The following is a 19,021-nucleotide window of genomic DNA, read 5'->3' as shown; positions in this document are numbered from 1 at the left end:
CGAAAGCCGCCAAGGCGAACTGGGAGCCTGTCATGTCGAACGTCGTCGCCATCAACGCTGCAGCCAACGATCATATCGCCGCTGCACGCCAGACATCCGACGAAATGCTGCTCGGCAAGATCGCCATAGGCGACCGGACAGCCATGCATGTGCTCTATTCCCGCCACAACGTCCGGGTCTACCGTTTTGTCCTGCGCATGGTCCGCGACACCACGGTGGCGGAAGATCTCGTGAGCCAGGTGTTCCTGGACGTCTGGCGCACCGCCGACCAGTTCGAAGGCCGCTCGCAGGTTTCCACCTGGCTGTTGTCGATCGCCCGCTTCAAGGCGTTGACCGCGCTGCGCCAGCGCTGGCACGAGGATATCGAGCAGGAAGAAGTGCTCGAGATCGTCGATGATGCCGACACGCCGGAAGCCGCGCTCGATCGCGCCTCGACCAGCGAGATCCTGCGCGCCTGCGTCGCGAAGCTGTCGCCGGCGCATCGCGAGATCATCAACCTCGTCTATTATCACGAGAAGTCAGTGGAAGAGGCCGGTGCGATCATCGGCATTCCCCAGAGCACGGTGAAGACCCGCATGTTCTATGCCCGCAAGCAGCTCGCCGAATTGCTGAGGTGCGCCGGCGTGGAAAGCCTCGCGGCGTGAAGGAGCGATCCGGAAGGTCATAAGGCCGGAAATTGTACGGATTGTCTTCGGAACCAGAGGGCGGCCACGAAGCAATTGAAACAGTCGACGACATCACCTGGAAAAACTTAGTCGCTAGACCATTAACCATCGAACGCAGCGCCAACGCCGAACAGGAGAAAGACATGCTGAAGCCATCCTTCCGCTTCTTCATCATCCCGCTCGGCGCAGTTGCTACGCTTGCGACACTGTCGAGCCAGCACGTCACCCCGCGCGCGCAGCGCGATGGCGGTGCAACGCCAGTGCGCGAGCAGGTTATCGATTGCAGCACCAAGAGCGCCGCGGAAGTCTGCGAGATCAGATAGCGAGTTCTTACATCTTCAAGTTCTAACCTCCCAAGACGACCTCCAACGACCCGGCCGGGATGCCCCCCAGCCGGGTCGCTCTGCCTTTGTGGCTCGTACAATCACCGTGGAAGCCTCACACAGACGTGACCACATCCGAATAAGGCAGACGTAACGTCTGATCTTGTCTTCGCGAACAACATCACACTGCCGGCTCAGGCATTGGGCGTGGCCGGACTGTGACGGACGATCGTGATGTTGAATCTTGTTCTGGCGCTGCTCGCAGGTGTCGTCACCGTCGCGGCGCCTTGCACCCTGCCGATGCTGCCGATCCTGCTTGGGGCATCGATAGGCCAGACCAGCAAGGCGCGGCCGGCGATGATCGCGCTCGGCTTTGTGATGTCGTTCTCGATGGTGGCGTTGCTGCTGAGCGCGATCACCCGCGCCTTCGATTTCGATCCCAACGTGCTGCGAACCGGCGCCGCGATCCTGTTGCTCGGCTTCGGGCTATTGATGATCTGGCCCGCGCCATTCGAATGGCTGGCGATCCGGATTTCCGGGCTCACCGCGGGCGGTTCGCCGGGCAATGCAACACCATCGCAAAGCCTGATCGGCGGCTTCGTGCTCGGCACGACACTCGGGCTGGTATGGACGCCCTGCGCCGGGCCCGTGCTGGGCTCGATCCTGACCATTGTCGCGACGTCGAAAGATACCGGCTGGGCCAGCTTGCAGCTTGTCGTCTACGCCGTCGGGGCGGCGCTTCCGATGCTCGCCATCGCCTACGGCGGTCAGGCCGTCACGACCCGCATCCGCAGCATTGCGCGGATCGCGCCGCGACTGCAGCAGGGCTTTGGCGTCGTCATCATCGCGTTCGCGGCCCTCTCCTACTTCCAATACGACACGCTGATCGTGGCGTGGCTGACCAGCTTCTATCCCAACGGCCAGATCGGCCTTTGACCTCAAAGGAAATCACCATGATCCTGCGTTCACTTATATCCGCGCTGATCGGCACCGTTTGCCTGACCGGCATCACCGCTCCCCATATCGCTCGTGCGCAGGAGCCCGCGGCGAGGGTCACGGCGGCGCAACAGAGCGCGCCAAATTTTGCCGGCATCACCAAATGGTTCAATTCGCAGCCGCTCGACATCGCTGACCTGCGCGGCAAAGTCGTGCTGGTCGACTTCTGGACCTATGGCTGCGTGAACTGCGTCAACACGCTGCCCCACGTCGTTGCGCTCGACGCCAAGTACGGGAATCGAGGTCTCGTCGTGATTGGCGTCCATACGCCGGAATTTCCGTTCGAACGCTCAGCGTCCAACGTCCAGGCCGCGCTGAAACGGCACGGCATCACCTATCCGGTGGCGCAGGACAATGAGTCGCAGACCTGGAATTCCTACCGCAACCAGTATTGGCCCGCGCAGTACATCATCGACCAGAATGGACATATCGTATTCCATCACGACGGCGAGGGACAGTACGAGCAGATTGACCGCACCGTCGCCCGGCTGCTCAACGCCAACAGTTGAGCGCTTCTGCGACAACCAAAGTACTATCGTCAAACCCGGCGCGCCAAGGTCCGCGCCGGGTCGCTCCCTCTGCCTTGGTCATATTGACATGTTTTCACTACGATCGGACGCGTGATAACCTCACGTCGTAATTCACGATGGGTAGCGTGTCATGTTCGAAGGCTGGGATGCGGTTGCGCTCGCCCGTGCGCAGTTTGCTTTCACGATGTCGTTTCACATCATATTCCCGGCTTTCTCGATCGGGCTCGCCAGCTACCTCGCGGTGCTCGAAGCGCTCTGGCTCTGGACCGGGCGCGAGGTCTTCATCAATCTGTTTCACTACTGGCTGAAGATCTTCGCGGTCGCATTCGGCATGGGCGTGGTGTCGGGCATCGTGATGTCCTACCAGTTCGGCACCAACTGGTCGGCCTTCTCCGACAAGACCGGGCCCGTCATCGGACCGCTGATGGCCTATGAGGTGCTGACCGCGTTTTTCCTTGAAGCAGGCTTCCTCGGCGTGATGCTGTTCGGATTGAACCGCGTCGGTCCCAGGCTGCACTTTCTCGCGACATTGATGGTCGCGATCGGCACCCTGATCTCGGCATTCTGGATCCTCTCGTCCAATTCCTGGATGCAGACGCCGACCGGCTACGCGATCAATGCGAACGGCCAGTTCGTGGCGGCCGACTGGCTCAAGGTGGTCTTCAACCCGTCCTTTCCCTATCGCCTCGCGCACATGGTGCTCGCGGCCTATCTGACCACCGCGCTCGTGGTCGGCGCGGTCGGCGCCTATCATCTGCTGCGTGACCAGCATCTCGCCGGCCCGCGCGTGATGTTCTCGATGGCGATGTGGATGGCGACTTTCGTGGCGCCAATCCAGATTCTGGCCGGGGACCAGCACGGGCTGAACACGCTGGAGCATCAGCCCGTGAAGATCATGGCGATGGAAGGCCACTACCAGAGCCACAAGGACGGAGCGCCGCTCATCCTGTTCGGATGGCCCAACCAGACGGCCGGCCGGGTCGACTTCGCCGTCGAGATCCCCAAGCTCGGATCAGTGATCCTGAAGCACTCGCCGACCGCGCCGATGGACGGGCTCGACACCGTGCCGCGCGAAAACTGGCCGCCGGTACCGATCACCTTCTGGTCGTTCCGCATCATGGTCGGGCTCGGCTTCCTGATGATGGGGCTCGGCCTGCTCAGCGCGTGGATGCGCTGGCGCGGTCAGCTCTATTCCTCGCGCTTTCTGCACGGCTTCGCAATGCTGATGGGGCCGGCGGGCTTCATCGCGGTGCTGGCGGGCTGGATCACCACCGAGACCGGGCGGCAGCCATTCACGGTCTATGGCCTGCTGCGGACGGCCGACTCCGCTTCGCCGCTCGCTGCGCCTGCGGTCGGCTCCTCGCTGCTCGCTTTCGTCATCGTCTATTTCGCGGTGTTCACGGCGGGGGTGATCTATCTGCTGCGGCTGATGGCGGCGCCGCCGCATCCCGGCGAAGCGGGACCGCCGCGTGACGTTCCCGCCCGCGCCGCCGGCATCACCCCGGCCGCCGCCGCGGCAGCGGAGGGCGCGCCATGAGCGGCGCGGTCGACCTTGCCACGGTCTGGGCCTTCATCATCGCCTTCGCGGTGTTCGTCTACATCGTCATGGACGGCTTCGATCTCGGCCTTGGCATCCTGTTTCCGCTGTTTCCAAGGAAGGCGGATCGCGACGTCATCATGAACAGCGTGGCGCCGGTCTGGGACGGCAACGAGACCTGGCTGGTGCTCGGCGGCGGCGGGCTGATGGCGGCGTTTCCGCTCGCCTATGCCGTGCTGATGCCGGCGCTCTATACGCCCGTTATCGCGATGCTGGTCGGCTTGATCTTCCGCGGGGTCGCCTTCGAATTCCGCTGGCGCACGCAAAGGGAACGCAACCGCTGGGACAGCGCCTTTTTCGGCGGGTCACTGGTCGCGGCGCTGGCCCAGGGCGTTGCGCTCGGCGCCATCCTGCAGGGTGTGCATGTCGAGGCCCGCCAATATGCCGGCGGCTGGTGGGACTGGCTGACGCCGTTCAGCGTGCTGACCGGCATATCGGTGTTGGTGGGTTACGCGCTGTTGGGCGCGACCTGGCTGGTGATGAAGACCGAGGGCGCGCTGCGCGACAAGGCCTATCAATTGAGTTGGGTGTTACTGTTCGCGATGCTCGGTGCGATCGTCGCCGTCAGCCTCGCAACCCCGTTCCTCAGCGTGCAATATACCCAGCGCTGGTTCACCTGGCCGAACATCATCCTGACCGCGCCGGTGCCGCTCGCGGTGGCGGCCGTCACCGCGCTGCTATTGCGCAGCCTTGCGAACAAATATGACTACCAGCCGTTCTTCCTGACGCTGGCGTTGTTCTTGCTGTCCTATGCCGGCCTCGGCATCAGCATGTATCCCTATATCGTGCCGCAGAGCATCACGATCTGGGAAGCGGCCTCGCCTGCCAACAGCCAGATCTTCATGCTGGTTGGCGTCGCGATCCTGATTCCGCTGATCCTCGCCTACACGGGTTGGGCGTATTGGGTGTTTCGCGGCAAGGTGCGGCCCGGCAGCGGGTATCACTGATGTCGCGCCCAGAGAAACCACATCCGCTCGCCAAGCGCCTGATGTGGTTCGTCGCGCTTTGGCTCGGCGGTGTCGGCACCGTGGCGTTGATTTCGTTCGGTCTGCGCCTCTGGATCGCACCGCGATAAGACAGCTCCGCTACAGGGCTATGACGGGAATCGCAGGTATTCCAGGCAGTGATCTCCTCTGCCTCAAACTTGCCATCAAGCTGCCACTGAGATTTGATGGTTCCTGATTTGGGTGGAGCACTAGTGAATTTGGCCGCGCGCCACAGGAGAGCTTTGTATGACGAAATTTCGCCACCTGATCTGGATGGTCATTGCCGCAGGCGGCCTGATGCTTTCGGTCTCACAGAGCCAGGCCCAAAGCAACGATGTCGGCGATCAGCCAGGTCTCGTCCCCGACGATAATGTCGAGCTCGATCCGGAATGGCGCAAGCAGGTGGTTTATTACCGCACCAACGAGGCGCCCGGCACGATCATCATTTCGACCAAGGAACGCTATCTCTACCTGATTCAGGGCAACGGCCGCGCGATCCGTTACGGTATCGGCGTCGGCCGTGAAGGCTTCCAGTGGCAGGGTCTCCTGAACATCACCCGTAAAGCGGAATGGCCGGACTGGACGCCGCCGCCGGAAATGATCGCACGCCAACCCTACCTGCCCCGCTTCATGGCCGGCGGCCCCGGCAACCCGCTCGGCGCGCGCGCGATGTATCTCGGCACCACCGTCTACCGCATCCACGGCACCAACCAGCCCAACACCATCGGCACCGCGATCTCCTCCGGCTGCTTCCGGCTGGTCAACGCCGACGTCGCCGATCTCTATGATCGCGTCCCGGTCGGCACCAAGGTCATCGTCCGGCAGAAGCCCGAACTGTAACCGCCCGCCCGCTTTCCCTTCCTGACACCTACACCTGGTGAGAAATAAATAATGAAGCGCACATTTCGAGGCGGCCTGCTGATCGGGCTCGCGGTCGCGGCCCTGGTTGCAGTCGCGGCCATCACCTATGAGCGATACGACACCAAGACTTTGAAGCGCACCGTCCGCCGCGGCGAGGTGCTGTGTGGTGTCAACAAGGGCCTGCCGGGCTTCTCGATCCCCGACGAGAAGGGCAATTGGACCGGCTTTGACGTCGATTTCTGCCGCGCGGTGGCGGCCGCGATCTTCGACGATCCGTCCAAGGCGAAATTCATCCCGCTCGATGCCAGCGAACGCTTCAAGGAGTTGCAGAGCCGGAAGGTGGACATCCTCTCGCGCAACTCGACCTGGAGCATGTCGCGCGAGACCAATTACGACCTCTATTTCCCCGCCGTCGCCTATTATGACGGCGAAGGCTTCATGCTGCCGCGCTCGCGCAACATCGACTCCGCACTCGACTTGAACGGCAGCAAGGTCTGCGTGCAGGGGGAGACCACGACGCAGCTCAACCTCGCCGACTATTTCCGTCTCAACAATATGAAATATACGGAGATGAAGTTCGGAAAGCTCGAGGATGTCGTCAAAGCCTATGACAGCGGGCAGTGCGACACCATCACGGCCGATGCCTCGCAGCTCTATGCGCTCAGGCTCAACCTCTCCAAGCCGAACGATCACATCATCCTGCCCGACATCATCTCCAAGGAGCCGCTCGCGCCCGTGGTGCGGCTGCGCGACGACGACTGGATGATGATCGTGAAATGGACGCTGTATGCGATGATCAACGCCGAGGAGCTCGGCATCACGTCGAAGAACATCGATGAGGCGCTGAAATCGAAGAAGCCCGAGGTAATGCGGCTGGTCGGCACCGAAGGCTCCTATGGCGAGGACCTCGGCCTGACCAAGGACTGGGCCGCCCGCATCATCCGCCACGTCGGCAATTACGGCGAGATCTACGACCGCAATGTCGGCAGCGAGTCGAAGCTGAAGATCCCGCGCGGCCTCAACCAGCTCTGGAACGCCGGCGGCATCCAATACGCGCCTCCGATCCGGTAAAGGTCTCGCACGCCGTCAATGCGAGCTTCCGAACCGCATCGACGTCTCGCGCTTCCCTTCTCCCCTTGTGGGAGAAGGTGGCGCGAAGCGCCGGATGAGGGGTTGCCTCCGCGAACGTCGGCGTGCGTCGAGAGAGACCCCTCACCCAAACGTATCAGTTGCTAACGGCGGAGCAGCCCTCTCCCACAAGGGGCGAGGGCACATCAACGCGCACCGAAGCATTGGCTCCCACCCTCATTGCAATGAGGGTAACTCCATCAATACCCCTTCGCCCTCGCCAACTGATCGGCGTGGAAATTGCTGTCGCCGAACAGCTCCTGGCAGACGCGGGCGCGCTTCATGAAGAAGCCGATGTCGAACTGATCGGTCATGCCCATGCCGCCATGCATCTGCACGCCTTCCTGCACCGCGAGCGTTGCCGTGGTGCCAGCGCGCGTTTTTGCAACTGCGACCGCGCTGCCGGCATTGGCGGGATCGGCATCGAGCGCCTGCAACGCCTTCAGCACCGCGGCGCGCGTGATCTCGATATCGATATAGAGCTGGGCGGCCCGGTGCTGCAGCGCCTGGAATTCGCCGATCGGCTTGCCGAACTGCTTCCGCTCTTTGAGGTAAGTGACGGTTCGCCCGAACACCTCCTCGCTCAAACCCACCATTTCGGAGGCGACCGCGCCGCGGCCGACATTGAGCACGCCTTCGAGCAGCGGATAACCTTGATCGACCTCCCCTAGCACGCTGTCGGCGTTGACCTCGACATTGTCGAACACGATGCGCGCAGCGTTGTGGGAGTCGACCATGATGGTGCGCTCGGTCGCAATCCCCTTTGCCTTGGGATCGACCAGGAACAGGGTCACCCCGTTCTTCTCGCCGGCGCTGCCGGCCGTGCGGGCCGCGACGATCAACAGACCCGCAGTGTGGCCGTCGACCACCAGCGCCTTGTCGCCAGTCAGCTTGAAGCCGTTGCCGCTGCGTACCGCCTGCATGCTGGTCTGCAGCGGGCGATGCTTGGCGCCCTCGTCGACCGCGAGCGCGGCGAGCAGCGAGCCGTCGGAGATCTTGGGCAGATGCTGCGCTTTCTGCGCCTCGCTGCCGCCGCGCGACAGCGCCGAGGCGGCGAGGACGGACGTGGCAAGGAACGGCGACGGCATCAGCGTGCGCCCGATCTCCTCCATCACAATCCCGGCCTCGACCGCACCGAGCCCGCTGCCGCCGAATTGTTCTGATACCAACAGGCCGGAGAAGCCCATCTCGGCAAAGGTCTTCCAGAGTTCGCGCGAGAAGCCGGTTTCGTCCTTGCTGTCGCGGAGTTGGCGCAGATGCGAGACCGGCGCCTTGTCGCTGATGAGGCCGCGCGCGCTGTCGCGCAGCATGGATTGTTCTTCGGTGAGGATGAGGGCCATAGACTGAATCCGAAAACCTGAGACGATGAATGTTTCCGTTGCACTCCTCCCCCTGCAAGGGGGAGGTTGGGTGGGGGTCTGCCGCTTGCTCCGTGTCTGTGGCTGACCCTCACCCGTCGCGCTCTGGCGCGCAAGTGCGCTGCCGAGCGCGCCGACCTCTCCCTTTCAGGGAGAGGTGAAGTTAAGCTCCCGGCAGGTCGAGGATGCGCTTGGCGACGATGCCGAGCATCACCTCCGACGTGCCGCCTTCGATCGAATTGGCCTTGGTGCGCAGCCAGGCGCGCGGCCGCGCGCCGCCGCGGGAGCGCTCGCTTTCCCATTCCAGCGCATCGATGCCGCCGGCCGACATCAGGATCTCGTAGCGGCGCTTGTTGAGCTCGGTGCCGTAATATTTCATCGCCGAGGAAAATGCCGGATGCGCCTGCCCCGCTTTGGCGAGATCAACCGCGCGCTCGGCGGCCGCAGCGAGTGCTGCTTCATCGACTTCGAAGCTCGCAATCTGGCTGCGCAGCACCGCGTCGTCCAGCCGTCCCTGCGCGTCGGCACCGATGGAATCAGCCGCGATCTGGCCGAGCGGACGGCCGACGCCGCGCTCGCCCATCCCCGAGATCATCGCGCGCTCGTGCTGCAGCAGATATTTTGCAACGTCCCAGCCGCGGTTGATGGTGCCGACAACATGCGACTTCGGCACCCGCACATTCTCGAAGAAGGTCTCGCAGAACGGCGAATAGCCTGAGATCAACAGGATCGGCTTGGTCGACACGCCCTTCGAGGTCATGTCGAACAGGATGAAGCTGATGCCGTCATGCTTCTTCGCAGCGGGATCGGTGCGCACCAGGCAGAAGATCCAATCCGCATAGTTGGCATAGGACGTCCAGATCTTCTGGCCGTTGATGATGAAATCATCGCCGTCGCTCTCGGCCCGCGTCTGCAGCGAGGCGAGGTCGGAGCCGGCATTCGGCTCCGAATAGCCCTGGCACCAGCGGATCAGGCCGGCCGTGATCTTCGGCAGATGCTCTCTCTTCTGCTCCTCCGTGCCGTATTTGAGGAGCGCCGGCCCGAGCATGGAAATGCCGAACGAGGTCAGCGGCTGCCGCGCGCCGATCGCCGTCATCTCCTGGCGCAGGATCTTGGCTTCCTCACCATCGAGCCCACCGCCGCCATAGTCCTTCGGCCAATGCGGCACCGTCCAGCCCTTGTCGCGCATCCGCTCGAACCAGACCCGCTGCGGCTCGGAGGAGAACTTTGCATTACGGCCGCCCCAGAACGTGTCACCGTCCGAGGTCATGGGCTTGCGCATCTCCGGCGGGCAGTTCTGCTCCAGCCAGGCGCGGGTTTCGCTGCGGAATTTCTCAAGATCGGCCATGGCGCGTTTCCATCTGACGAATTGTTGAAACGACCTTAGCCGCCGGACCGTGGAATTCAATATCTCCCTGCGCCTGGCGCCGGTGGCCGCGAGGCCGGAACGGGTGTATTCGCTTGCTGGCCTAACGATTGAAAAACAAGAGGAAACGGACATGAGGCTGAAGCTGCTTTCGCCTGGCGAAATGAACGAGGCGCAAAAACAGACCTATGACGAGGCGATCGCCGGCAAGCGCGGCTCCGCGCCGGCGCCGATGATGGCCTGGCTGAGCAGCCCGGAAATGGCGCGGCACGGCGCGCGGCTCGGCGAGATGCTGCGCTTCAACACGATGTTTCCGCCAAAACTTTCGGAGATCGCGATCCTCGTCAACGCGCGCCACTTCACCGCGCATTACGAATGGTGGGCACACAAACGCCTCGCGCTGAAGGGCGGCCTCGACCCGAACATCATCGATGCCATCCGCGACCGCCGCACACCCGAATTCGACGACCCCAAGGCGAGGATGATCTACGACGTGGCGAAATCGCTGCATGAAGGCCATGGGCTGTCGCAGGCGCTGTATGATCAGGCCGTCGAGACGCTCAGCGTGCGTGGCGTGGTCGAGATCATCGGGCTCTGCGGCTACTACACGATGGTGTCGATGACGCTGAACACGTTCGAATTCGGCTTGCCCGACGGCGAGGTGTCGGAGCTGGCGTGAGCCAGGAGCGCCGCCGGAAACACAGGGTTTCCGGACAGGCCGGTTCCGCGTGGTTCGAATCGTCGCTACATACTGGCTTTAACCGGAGCAGCACCATGGCGCAAAATCCTCCCATCATCGCCGGCACGCGGATCGGGCATGTGCACCTGAAGGTCGCCGACCTCGATCGCGCGCTCGGCTTCTATTGCGGCGTGCTCGGCTTCGAGTTGCAGCAGCGCCTGGGCTCCGGCGCTGCGTTCATTTCGGCGGGCGGCTACCATCACCACATCGGGCTGAACACCTGGGAGAGCAAAGGCGGACACCCGCCGCCATCAGGCACGACCGGCCTGTACCACACCGCGATCCTCTACCCCACCCGCCCTGCGCTCGCGGACGCGCTCCACCGCGTGCTCAGCGCTGGTATCGCACTCGACGGCGCCAGCGACCATGGCGTCAGCGAGGCGCTGTACCTGCGCGACCCCGACGAGAACGGCGTCGAGCTCTACTGGGACCGACCCCAAGAGCAATGGCCGCGCACGCCGGACGGCAAGCTTGCGATGTTCACCAAGCGGCTCGATCTCGAGGATTTGCTGCGGCAACGGGAAATCTAACCCCTCATGGTGAGGAGGCGCGCAGCGCCGTCTCGAACCATGAGGCCCCTATGTCACCCGTGGCCCATCCTTCGAGACGCGGCCTGAAGGCCGCTCCTCAGGATGAGGTCGGCGTGCGTGGTGCGTGTAGCTACGCATTGGCGCGTCCCCGCAGCATGATCAGCACGGCCGCGATGAGTTCGAGCACGATGCAGCCGTAGAACGGCAGCGCGTAACTCCCCGACATATCGCGCAGCAGGCCGACCACGCCTGGACCGAAGGCATAGGTGATCTGGTTGATGGCGGTGACCAGGCTCACCAATACGCCGAACGAGCGCGGGTCGAATTCGCGCTGCACGATCAGGGCCGGCAGCGTGATCAGATTGCCGACCGAAAAGCCGAATACGGCACAGGCCGCAATCAGCACCCAATCGCTGCGCAGGTTGATGATGACGAGGAGCGCCACGGCCTGGCTGACGAAGGACAGCGCCGACGCCAAGCGCTGATTGAGCCGGTCGATCACGAAGGAGAAACTCACGCGCCCGACCACCGCCATCGCGGTCAGCAGCGCCATCGCCACCGCTGCGCGCTCGCGGCCGATCACCTGATCCAGGAATGAGATCAGGTGCACGATGAAGCCGACCTGGGCGAACAGCACCAGGGCGAATGCAATCGAGACCGAGAGGAAACCGAGATCGCGAAGCGCACGCGCGCGGATCTGCGTCGGTGACGGCCCTCCCGCAGCAGACAATGCCACCGCCCCGATATGCGCCGGCGGCCGGCCGACGAAGACCAGGATCACCGGCACCATCAGCGCGACCATCGCGATCGCCGCCGCCGTCATCGCGCCGGAGAAACCGAAATAGCCGATGCCGGCGATCAGCAGCGGAACGCCGACGATGCCGCCAAAGCTCGCGCCGTTCAGCGCCAGGCTGATGGCCATGCCGCGCTTCTTGTCGAACCACAGGCCGAGTGTGTTGGTGATCATGCCGAGGCTGGTGCCGGCCCAGCCGAAGGCGAGCACGGCGTCGGCAAGATAGAGCTGCCAGGGCTCGCGCACCTGCCCGATCGCGACCGCCGCCGCAGCCATCGCGATCGTTCCCGCGACCAGGCAGCTCCGCGGACCGAACGCCTTGATCGCTTCGGCGACGAAGACGACCAGACCCGCACCCGCGAGATAGAAGAAGGTGGTGCCGGAAGAGATCAGCGATGCCGGCCAGCCGTGCAGGCGCTGCAGCTCGGCGACATAGACGCTCTGGCCGTAGAAGCCGAGCCCCCAGCCGAACGTCGCGAGTAGGAAGCAGACCAACACGATGCGCCAGCCGTCGTAGCGGAGCGAGGCCTCGTCGGTGCTGTTGTAAGTCGATGCGTCCACGGGTCGCTGCTTCTTGCCTGTTACGCGGTCGTACCGTTTAGCAAAATGGCGCGGTCATCACTTCGACCACGACCGAACTGTCAGCAGTTGTCAGCAAGTTCTCAAAGACTCGGTTCCGGAAACTCATCGACGGCGCGCAATTTCGCCCGCCGCTTCGCGAACGAGGCGATCCACAGCACGACAAGCCCCAGAACCACCGGCGGGAACACGACGAGATTCACCGCCGACCAGCCGTAATTGGCGAGCAATTGGCCTGACGAGAACGAGCCGATCGCCATCGTCCCGAACACCAGGAAATCGTTGAACGCCTGCACCTTGTTGCGTTCCTGCGGCCGGTGCGTCTCCAGCACCAGCGCGGAGGCGCCGACGAAGCCGAAATTCCAGCCGACGCCGAGCACGATCAAGGTCGCCCAGAAGTGCAGCGCGGTCAGGCCCGAGAGCCCGATCGCCGCCGCGAGCGCCTCCAGGAGCAGGCCGAGCGCGACGATGCGCGATGCGCCGAAGCGGGCGATCAACGAGCCCGTGAAGAAGCTTGGGCCATACATCGCGATGATGTGCCACTGGATCGCGAAATTGGAATCACTGACGGAAAGGCCGCACATCTTCATGGCGAGCGGCGCCGACGTCATCACCAGGTTCATCATGGGATAGGCGATGATGCCGCACAGCGCGGCGGCGATGAAACGCGGCTGCAGCGCGATCTCGAGCAGCGGCCGGCCGCCATGCAGGTCGATCGCGGCCGGCTTTGGCGCATCGACGCCGGCCAGCACCGCCATCGCGACCAGGGCGACGAACGCCTGCATCAGGAAGCTGAAGGCGAACAGATAAGGCGGCCAGATGTCCATGGTCCATTGCACGAGTTGCGGACCGAGCACGCCGGCGAATACGCCGCCCGCCATCACCCAGGATACGGCCTTGGGCCGGAACGCGCGACTTGCACCGTCGGCGGCGGCGAAGCGATAGGATTGCGCCACCGCGCCATAGAGCCCGCCGAGAAAGGTCGCAAGGCAGAACAGCCAGAAAGCGCCGTGCAGGATGGCGAAGGCGCCGAGCGCGCCGGTCAGCGCGCCGCAGCCGGTGCCGATGATGAACGCCGTGCGGCGACCATAGGTGCGCGAGATGACGCCGGTCGGCAGCGTGCCGGCGGCAAGCCCCAGCACATACATCGACAGCGGCACGGTCGCGAGCGAAACGTCGGGCGCCAGCGTCGCGCCGACGATCGAGCCGGTCGCGAAGATGACGGCCGAATTGGCGCCGGTCAGCGCCTGCGCCGCAGCCAGCCGCAGCACATTGGCGCGCGCCCGCGCGTCGTCGGCGATCTCATCGCTGGATATGGCACTCATCGACGTTCCCATTCCAAGGCGCCCGGCAGGGAACCTCGCTGTTGCCGGCGCACTATGGAGAGTGGACGCCGCCCGATCAACCAGCGCAAATGGACCGAGGTTATGCGGGGGGCGCCGTGCAAACAGCAAGGCCCATAGGATGGGTAGAGCGAAGCGAAACCCATCGCGACGGAGCAAGCAATGCGAATGATGGGTTTCGCTTCGCTCTACCCATCCTACGATTTCGGGCGATCGGGCACAGAGGGCACCGGCGGCGCGATGTAGACTTTCCAGCTCACAGAGGGGCCGGGGTGGCCGTGGACGAAGCGGCGCGTGGTCATGATCAGGCGCTCGGCGTGCGGCGCGTTCTTGTCGATCCAGCTCTCGAACGCAGGCAGGCGTCCGTCATTGGGGTCGAACACGCCGATGAAGCCGAGGCGCTTGGCTTCCGCTTCGCTGGTGAGGCCCGCGCCCCAGACCTCGCCCGGCGTGAACGGCGCTGGATGATCAGGGCTGTAGAACACCAGCGGCATGATCACCTCCGTGGTGCCCGCCACCACGGCCCAGCGCGAGGCGGCTTTGCGGTGCCAGGCTTCGGTGAGCTCGCGCGCAAGCTCGGCGCGCGCGCCGTATTTCGCGACGCTGTTCGGATCGGCGGCAAGCTCGCGCTCGGCAATGGTCGGCGACGCGAACAGCATGGCGATGGTGATCACGAGCCAGATCGCGCTGATCCGAAACAGCGCCATTCTGGGGATCCGCAGCCAGGGGATCGCGACCAGCGCGAGCGGCGTCAGGAAGAACAGCGAGATGCCCCAGTCGGTCTTGATATAGATCTCGAAGAACAGCGCGCCGAGCGGCGGTCCGATCGCGACGATGATCTGGATGATCCAGACGTTCAGCGCCAGCGAGAGATTGACGCCGGGATTCGGCCCCAGCGACCAGTTGCGCGTGAACAAGGTCGACGGCCGCCGCACCAGCGCGCCCCAGCCGAGCGCGAGGGCCGCCAGCACGATACAGGCGGCGAGCAATCCGAGATTGTGGGCGATGTAGCCGTTGACGAGGTACAGACTGACCGCGCGATTGTCGATGCTGTAGACATCCCCGGCATAGGTCAATGGCGCAAAATGGGTCTCGCTCAGCCAGACGATATGCGGAATCATCGCCACGATCATCGTTGCGATCGCAACCCACGGCGCCGGCGAAGCCAGGAAGCGAAGGCGCTCGGGATGGATCAGCGCCGCAAGCCCGATGGCGCCGATCATGGTCAGCACCCAATATTTGGTCATCAGCGCCAGCGCGCCGGCAAGGCCAAGCCAGACGCCCGAAATGACGGTGCGCTTCTCGAACGCATAGAGATAGGCGAGCACGACCGGCGGCAGGGTCGCAAGCTGCAACAGGTCGGCGTTGTACTTGTAGCCCTTGAAGTTGAAGATCGGATAGAGCGCGAGCGTCACCACGACGAAGAAGGCGCGGCGGCGGTCGACCACACGCAGCGCGATCGACCAGCAGACGATAAGGCTCACGGCGATGACCGCCATCGCCAGCGCATATGTCGCCCAATCCGTCACCGGGAAGATGCGGAACCAGAGGCCGGCGACCCAGCCGGACAGCGGCGGATGCTTGCCATAGCCGAGCTGGAATTTCTGGCCCCAGGCAAAGGCCTCCGCGACATCCATATGGATGTCCTGCGCGGACTTCAGATTGACCAGGATCAGCGTCCACAGCACGGCATGGGCGAGCGCAAAGCCGGTGACGAACCATAATCCGGTGACAGGATCGGTTGCGCGCGCCACCAGCCACGCCGCCAGGCGCGAGATCGACAATTTCCGTTTTGCGCGCGCCGCCGCGGGCAGGATTGATGCAGTCGCCATGGGCCCTGCCTAGCCTGTTTTACGGGCGAATGAAATCAGCTTGGCGTGACTATGGGAGACCGGCGCCGCAAGTTTCCCCGCCGCTGCCGTTTGCCGCAGCGACCTTCCCACAATCGGGAAAAACACCCGCCAAAACCAACCAAAACCGGCTCAAAATTCCGCAATGTGGTTGCCGCTTCGGGGTGCGAATGCTATCTCGCGCCCCATGACGACCGCCCCTATTCCGAACATCCGCAACTTCTCCATTGTCGCCCATATCGACCATGGCAAATCGACGCTGGCCGACCGCCTGATCCAGATGACCGGCGGCCTGTCGGATCGCGAGATGGCGGGCAAGGAACAGGTGCTCGATTCCATGGACATCGAGCGCGAGCGCGGCATCACCATCAAGGCGCAGACGGTGCGGCTGAAATACCGCGCCAAGGACGGCAAGGATTACATCTTCAACCTGATGGACACGCCCGGCCATGTCGACTTCGCCTACGAGGTCTCGCGATCGCTGGCGGCCTGCGAAGGTTCCCTGCTGGTGGTCGACGCCAGCCAGGGCGTCGAGGCGCAGACGCTCGCCAATGTCTACCAGGCGCTCGATAACAACCACGAGATCGTGCCGGTCCTGAACAAGGTCGACTTGCCCGCGGCCGAGCCCGAGAAGGTCAAGCAGCAGATCGAGGACGTGATCGGCATTGACGCTTCCGACGCCGTAATGATCTCGGCCAAGACCGGCCTCGGCGTGCCTGATGTGCTGGAGGCCATCGTCACCCGCCTGCCGCCCCCGAAGGGCGACAAGGATGCCACCTTGAAGGCGCTCTTGGTCGATAGCTGGTACGACGTCTATCTCGGCGTGGTCGTTCTGATCCGCGTCGTCGACGGCGTGATGAAGAAGGGCAGCCGCATCCGCATGATGGGCACGGGCGCAGCCTACGACATCGAGCGCGTCGGCTTCTTCACGCCGAAGATGCAGCAGGTGGACGAGCTCGGCCCCGGCGAGATCGGCTTCATCACCGCCGCGATAAAGGAAGTCGCCGACACCCGCGTCGGCGACACCATCACTGACGACAAGAAGCCGGTGTCGGAAATGCTGCCGGGCTTCAAGCCGGCGATCCCGGTGGTGTTCTGCGGCCTGTTCCCTGTTGACGCCGACGATTTCGAAACCCTGCGCGCGGCGATGGGCAAGCTCCGCCTCAACGATGCCAGCTTCTCGTTCGAGATGGAGACCTCGGCCGCGCTGGGCTTCGGCTTCCGCTGCGGCTTCCTTGGGCTGTTGCACCTGGAGATCATCCAGGAGCGGCTGTCGCGCGAGTTCGATCTCAATTTGATCGCGACTGCGCCGAGCGTCATCTACAAGATGAAACTCACCGACGGCAGCGAGATCGAGATCCACAACCCGGTCGACATGCCGGACGTGGTCAAGATCGCCGAGATCGATGAGCCCTGGATCGAGGCTACCATCCTCACCCCGGACGAATATCTCGGCAGCGTGCTGAAACTGTGCCAGGACCGCCGCGGCTCGCAGAAGGAGCTGACTTACGTCGGCTCCCGCGCGATGGTGAAATACGATTTGCCGCTCAACGAAGTGGTGTTCGATTTCTACGACCGGCTGAAATCGGTCTCCAAGGGCTACGCCTCGTTCGACTATCATCTGACCGACTACAAGCCGGCCGATCTCGTCAAAATGCAGATCCTGGTCAATGGCGAGCCGGTGGACGCGCTGTCGATGCTGGTGCACCGCACCCGCGCCGAGGGCCGCGGCCGCGCCATGGTCGAGAAGATGAAGGAACTGATCCCGCCGCACATGTTCCAGATCCCGATCCAGGCGGCGATCGGCGGCAAGGTGATCGCCCGCGAAACCGTCCGCGCGCTGCGCAAGGACGTCACCGCCAAGTGCTACGGCGGCGACATCACGCGTAAGCGAAAACTTCTGGAGAAGCAGAAGGAAGGCAAGAAGAAGATGCGGCAGTTCGGCAAGGTCGACATCCCGCAGGAAGCTTTCATTGCCGCGCTGAAGGTGGATAGCTGAGGCGCTGTCATTCCGGGGCTCGCGAAGCGAGAGCCCGGAATCCATCGGGCTACAGGCACGGGCGGAGAAATGGATTCCGGGCTCGCGCTACGCGAGCCCCGGAATGACGGCCGCGAGTGCTTCGACTAGCTTGCCCTCTCTCCACGGATAGGCCACCATCGCGTTCCCGCTCGATAGAACAACAACAGCGAGGAAACGCATGAGCAAGCCGGAAGAGTTCGATCTCGCCGGGAAGGCGCGTGCACTGGCGCCGTTGATCACAAAAGATGCGGACGAGATCGAACGGACGCGGCGGCTGACGGGCGCGGTGACAGCGGCGCTGGTCGACAACGGGCTTTATCGCGCGCTGCTGCCGAAACGCTTCGGCGGCAGCGAGGCGACGCTGGAAGCGTTCATGCAGATGCAGGAGGAGATCGCCAAGGCCGATGCCTCCACCGCCTGGTGCCTCGGCCAATGCACCGTCTGCGCGATGACCGCGGCCTATCTCGAGCCTGATGCGGCGAACGAGATTTTCAACGTCGCGCCGGGAATCCTCGCCTGGGGCGCGATCGCGCATGAGGTGAAGGCGGTGCCGGGCGGCTATCTCGCCAATGCGCGCTGGGATTTTGCGAGCGGTTCACGGCAGGCAAGCTGGCTGGGCGCGCATGTGCGCGTGGTCGAACAGGATGGCTCGCCCCGCAGGAAAGCTGACGGCTCGGCGGAAATCCGCACCATCCTGTTTCCGGCGACGAGCGCGACGATGCACGACGTCTGGGACGTGATCGGGCTGAAGGGCACCGGCACCGATTCCTACTCGGTGGAGAATCTGTTCATCCAGGAGAAGTTCGCCGCGCTGCGCGACGATCCTTCGGCCTTGCGCGAAGGGGGCCCGCTGTACAAGCTTTCCACCAACATGGTGTTCGGCATGGGCTTTGCCGCGACCGCGCTCGGCGTCGCGCGCGCCACACTCGATGCGGCGATCGAGCTTTCGCGCGGCAAGACGCCGCAAGGGTTGAAGGCGATGCGCGAGAACAATGCGGTGCAGGGTTTGATCGGCCGCACCGAGGCAAGCCTGCGCGCTGCGCGTGCCTATCTCTATACGACTGCTGCGGACGTCTGGCGCGATCTGGAACGCGGCGTTTCCCTGACAGAAGGCCATCGCGTGGCGCTGCGCGTCGCCTCGACCTGGACCATCCACCAATCGGCATCCGTGGTCGATACCGCCTATCACATGGCCGGCGCCACGGCGGTGTTCGCCGCCAACAAGTTCGAGCGCCGCTTCCGCGACATGCACGCGATCGCGCAGCAGATCCAGGCCCGCGACGTCAATTACGAGGACGCCGGCCGCGCGATCCTCTCAGGCAATCTCGCGGGATCGCCAACGACGCGGTGAGCACGT

Annotated in this window: 18 protein-coding genes; 13 read left to right on the top strand and 5 right to left on the bottom strand. The window is 63.8% G+C overall.

The features are described 5' to 3' along the window. Positions 1-32 precede the first annotated feature (32 nt). From YY7_RS0111760 to YY7_RS0111720, 9 genes are all read left to right on the top strand, one after another. On the top strand, positions 33-644 hold the full coding sequence (locus YY7_RS0111760; RefSeq protein ID WP_028163407.1) for a sigma-70 family RNA polymerase sigma factor: 612 nt from the start codon (positions 33-35) through the stop codon (positions 642-644). 41 nt (positions 645-685) lie between these two features. Continuing rightward, positions 686-988 (top strand): hypothetical protein, encoded by a 303-nt coding sequence (locus tag YY7_RS61840; protein ID WP_196237255.1) that lies wholly within the window; start codon positions 686-688, stop codon positions 986-988. A gap of 234 nt (positions 989-1,222) precedes the next feature. Continuing rightward, on the top strand, positions 1,223-1,924 hold the full coding sequence (locus YY7_RS0111750; RefSeq protein ID WP_028163405.1) for a cytochrome c biogenesis CcdA family protein: 702 nt from the start codon (positions 1,223-1,225) through the stop codon (positions 1,922-1,924). 11 nt (positions 1,925-1,935) lie between these two features. Next, positions 1,936-2,493 (top strand): thioredoxin family protein, encoded by a 558-nt coding sequence (locus tag YY7_RS0111745; RefSeq protein WP_028163404.1) that lies wholly within the window; start codon positions 1,936-1,938, stop codon positions 2,491-2,493. Positions 2,494-2,644: 151 nt separating this feature from the next. Further along, positions 2,645-4,051 carry a cytochrome ubiquinol oxidase subunit I gene (locus YY7_RS0111740; protein WP_028163403.1) on the top strand — a complete coding sequence of 469 codons (1,407 nt, stop codon included), beginning with the start codon at positions 2,645-2,647 and terminating at the stop codon, positions 4,049-4,051. Then, positions 4,048-5,058: a cytochrome d ubiquinol oxidase subunit II gene (cydB, locus tag YY7_RS0111735; protein WP_028163402.1), complete on the top strand. Its 1,011-nt coding sequence runs from the start codon at positions 4,048-4,050 to the stop codon at positions 5,056-5,058. Before YY7_RS0111740 ends, cydB begins: the two co-directional genes overlap by 4 nt. Further along, positions 5,058-5,186 (top strand): DUF2474 domain-containing protein, encoded by a 129-nt coding sequence (locus tag YY7_RS60245; RefSeq protein ID WP_155255134.1) that lies wholly within the window; start codon positions 5,058-5,060, stop codon positions 5,184-5,186. The genes cydB and YY7_RS60245 overlap by 1 nt, the downstream gene beginning before the upstream one ends. A 157-nt stretch (positions 5,187-5,343) precedes the next feature. Then, a complete protein-coding gene (locus tag YY7_RS0111725) occupies positions 5,344-5,937 on the top strand; it encodes a L,D-transpeptidase (protein ID WP_028163401.1) in 594 nt (197 codons plus the stop codon). Between the two features lie 51 nt (positions 5,938-5,988). Further along, positions 5,989-7,029 (top strand): amino acid ABC transporter substrate-binding protein, encoded by a 1,041-nt coding sequence (locus YY7_RS0111720; protein WP_028163400.1) that lies wholly within the window; start codon positions 5,989-5,991, stop codon positions 7,027-7,029. Between the two features lie 257 nt (positions 7,030-7,286). On the opposite strand, the gene YY7_RS0111715 is transcribed toward YY7_RS0111720, so the two are convergent. Both YY7_RS0111715 and YY7_RS0111710 read right to left on the bottom strand, forming a co-directional pair. After that, positions 7,287-8,426 (bottom strand): acyl-CoA dehydrogenase family protein, encoded by a 1,140-nt coding sequence (locus YY7_RS0111715; RefSeq protein ID WP_028163399.1) that lies wholly within the window; start codon positions 8,424-8,426, stop codon positions 7,287-7,289. A gap of 181 nt (positions 8,427-8,607) precedes the next feature. After that, complete coding sequence (locus tag YY7_RS0111710; RefSeq protein WP_028163398.1) at positions 8,608-9,792, bottom strand: acyl-CoA dehydrogenase family protein; 1,185 nt, start codon at positions 9,790-9,792, stop codon at positions 8,608-8,610. Between the two features lie 151 nt (positions 9,793-9,943). Between YY7_RS0111710 and YY7_RS0111705 the strand changes: the two genes are divergently transcribed. Then, entirely contained in the window at positions 9,944-10,489 is a 546-nt protein-coding gene (locus tag YY7_RS0111705) for a carboxymuconolactone decarboxylase family protein (RefSeq protein ID WP_028163397.1), read from the top strand. A 95-nt stretch (positions 10,490-10,584) separates the two neighbouring features. Beyond that, positions 10,585-11,079 carry a VOC family protein gene (locus tag YY7_RS0111700; protein ID WP_028163396.1) on the top strand — a complete coding sequence of 165 codons (495 nt, stop codon included), beginning with the start codon at positions 10,585-10,587 and terminating at the stop codon, positions 11,077-11,079. Positions 11,080-11,209: 130 nt separating this feature from the next. Here YY7_RS0111700 and YY7_RS0111695 read toward each other — a convergent pair whose 3' ends face one another. From YY7_RS0111695 to YY7_RS0111685, 3 genes are all read right to left on the bottom strand, one after another. Next, on the bottom strand, positions 11,210-12,433 hold the full coding sequence (locus YY7_RS0111695; protein ID WP_028163395.1) for an MFS transporter: 1,224 nt from the start codon (positions 12,431-12,433) through the stop codon (positions 11,210-11,212). 101 nt (positions 12,434-12,534) lie between these two features. Next, entirely contained in the window at positions 12,535-13,776 is a 1,242-nt protein-coding gene (locus tag YY7_RS0111690) for an MFS transporter (RefSeq protein ID WP_035689923.1), read from the bottom strand. Positions 13,777-13,991: 215 nt separating this feature from the next. Further along, positions 13,992-15,626: a glycosyltransferase family 39 protein gene (locus YY7_RS0111685; protein ID WP_028163393.1), complete on the bottom strand. Its 1,635-nt coding sequence runs from the start codon at positions 15,624-15,626 to the stop codon at positions 13,992-13,994. A gap of 205 nt (positions 15,627-15,831) precedes the next feature. Here YY7_RS0111685 and lepA point away from each other — a divergent pair, with 205 nt between their 5' ends. Both lepA and YY7_RS0111670 read left to right on the top strand, forming a co-directional pair. Further along, a complete protein-coding gene (lepA, locus tag YY7_RS0111680) occupies positions 15,832-17,643 on the top strand; it encodes a translation elongation factor 4 (protein WP_028163392.1) in 1,812 nt (603 codons plus the stop codon). Between the two features lie 199 nt (positions 17,644-17,842). Next, a complete protein-coding gene (locus YY7_RS0111670; protein ID WP_028163391.1) occupies positions 17,843-19,015 on the top strand; it encodes an acyl-CoA dehydrogenase family protein in 1,173 nt (390 codons plus the stop codon). Positions 19,016-19,021 lie beyond the last annotated feature (6 nt).

The sequence above is a fragment of the Bradyrhizobium elkanii WSM2783 genome (assembly GCF_000472865.1).
Classification (GTDB): Bacteria; Pseudomonadota; Alphaproteobacteria; order Rhizobiales; family Xanthobacteraceae; genus Bradyrhizobium; species Bradyrhizobium elkanii_A.
The sequence above is the reverse complement of the archived record's forward strand: the minus strand, read 5'-3'. Positions and strand labels throughout refer to the sequence as shown.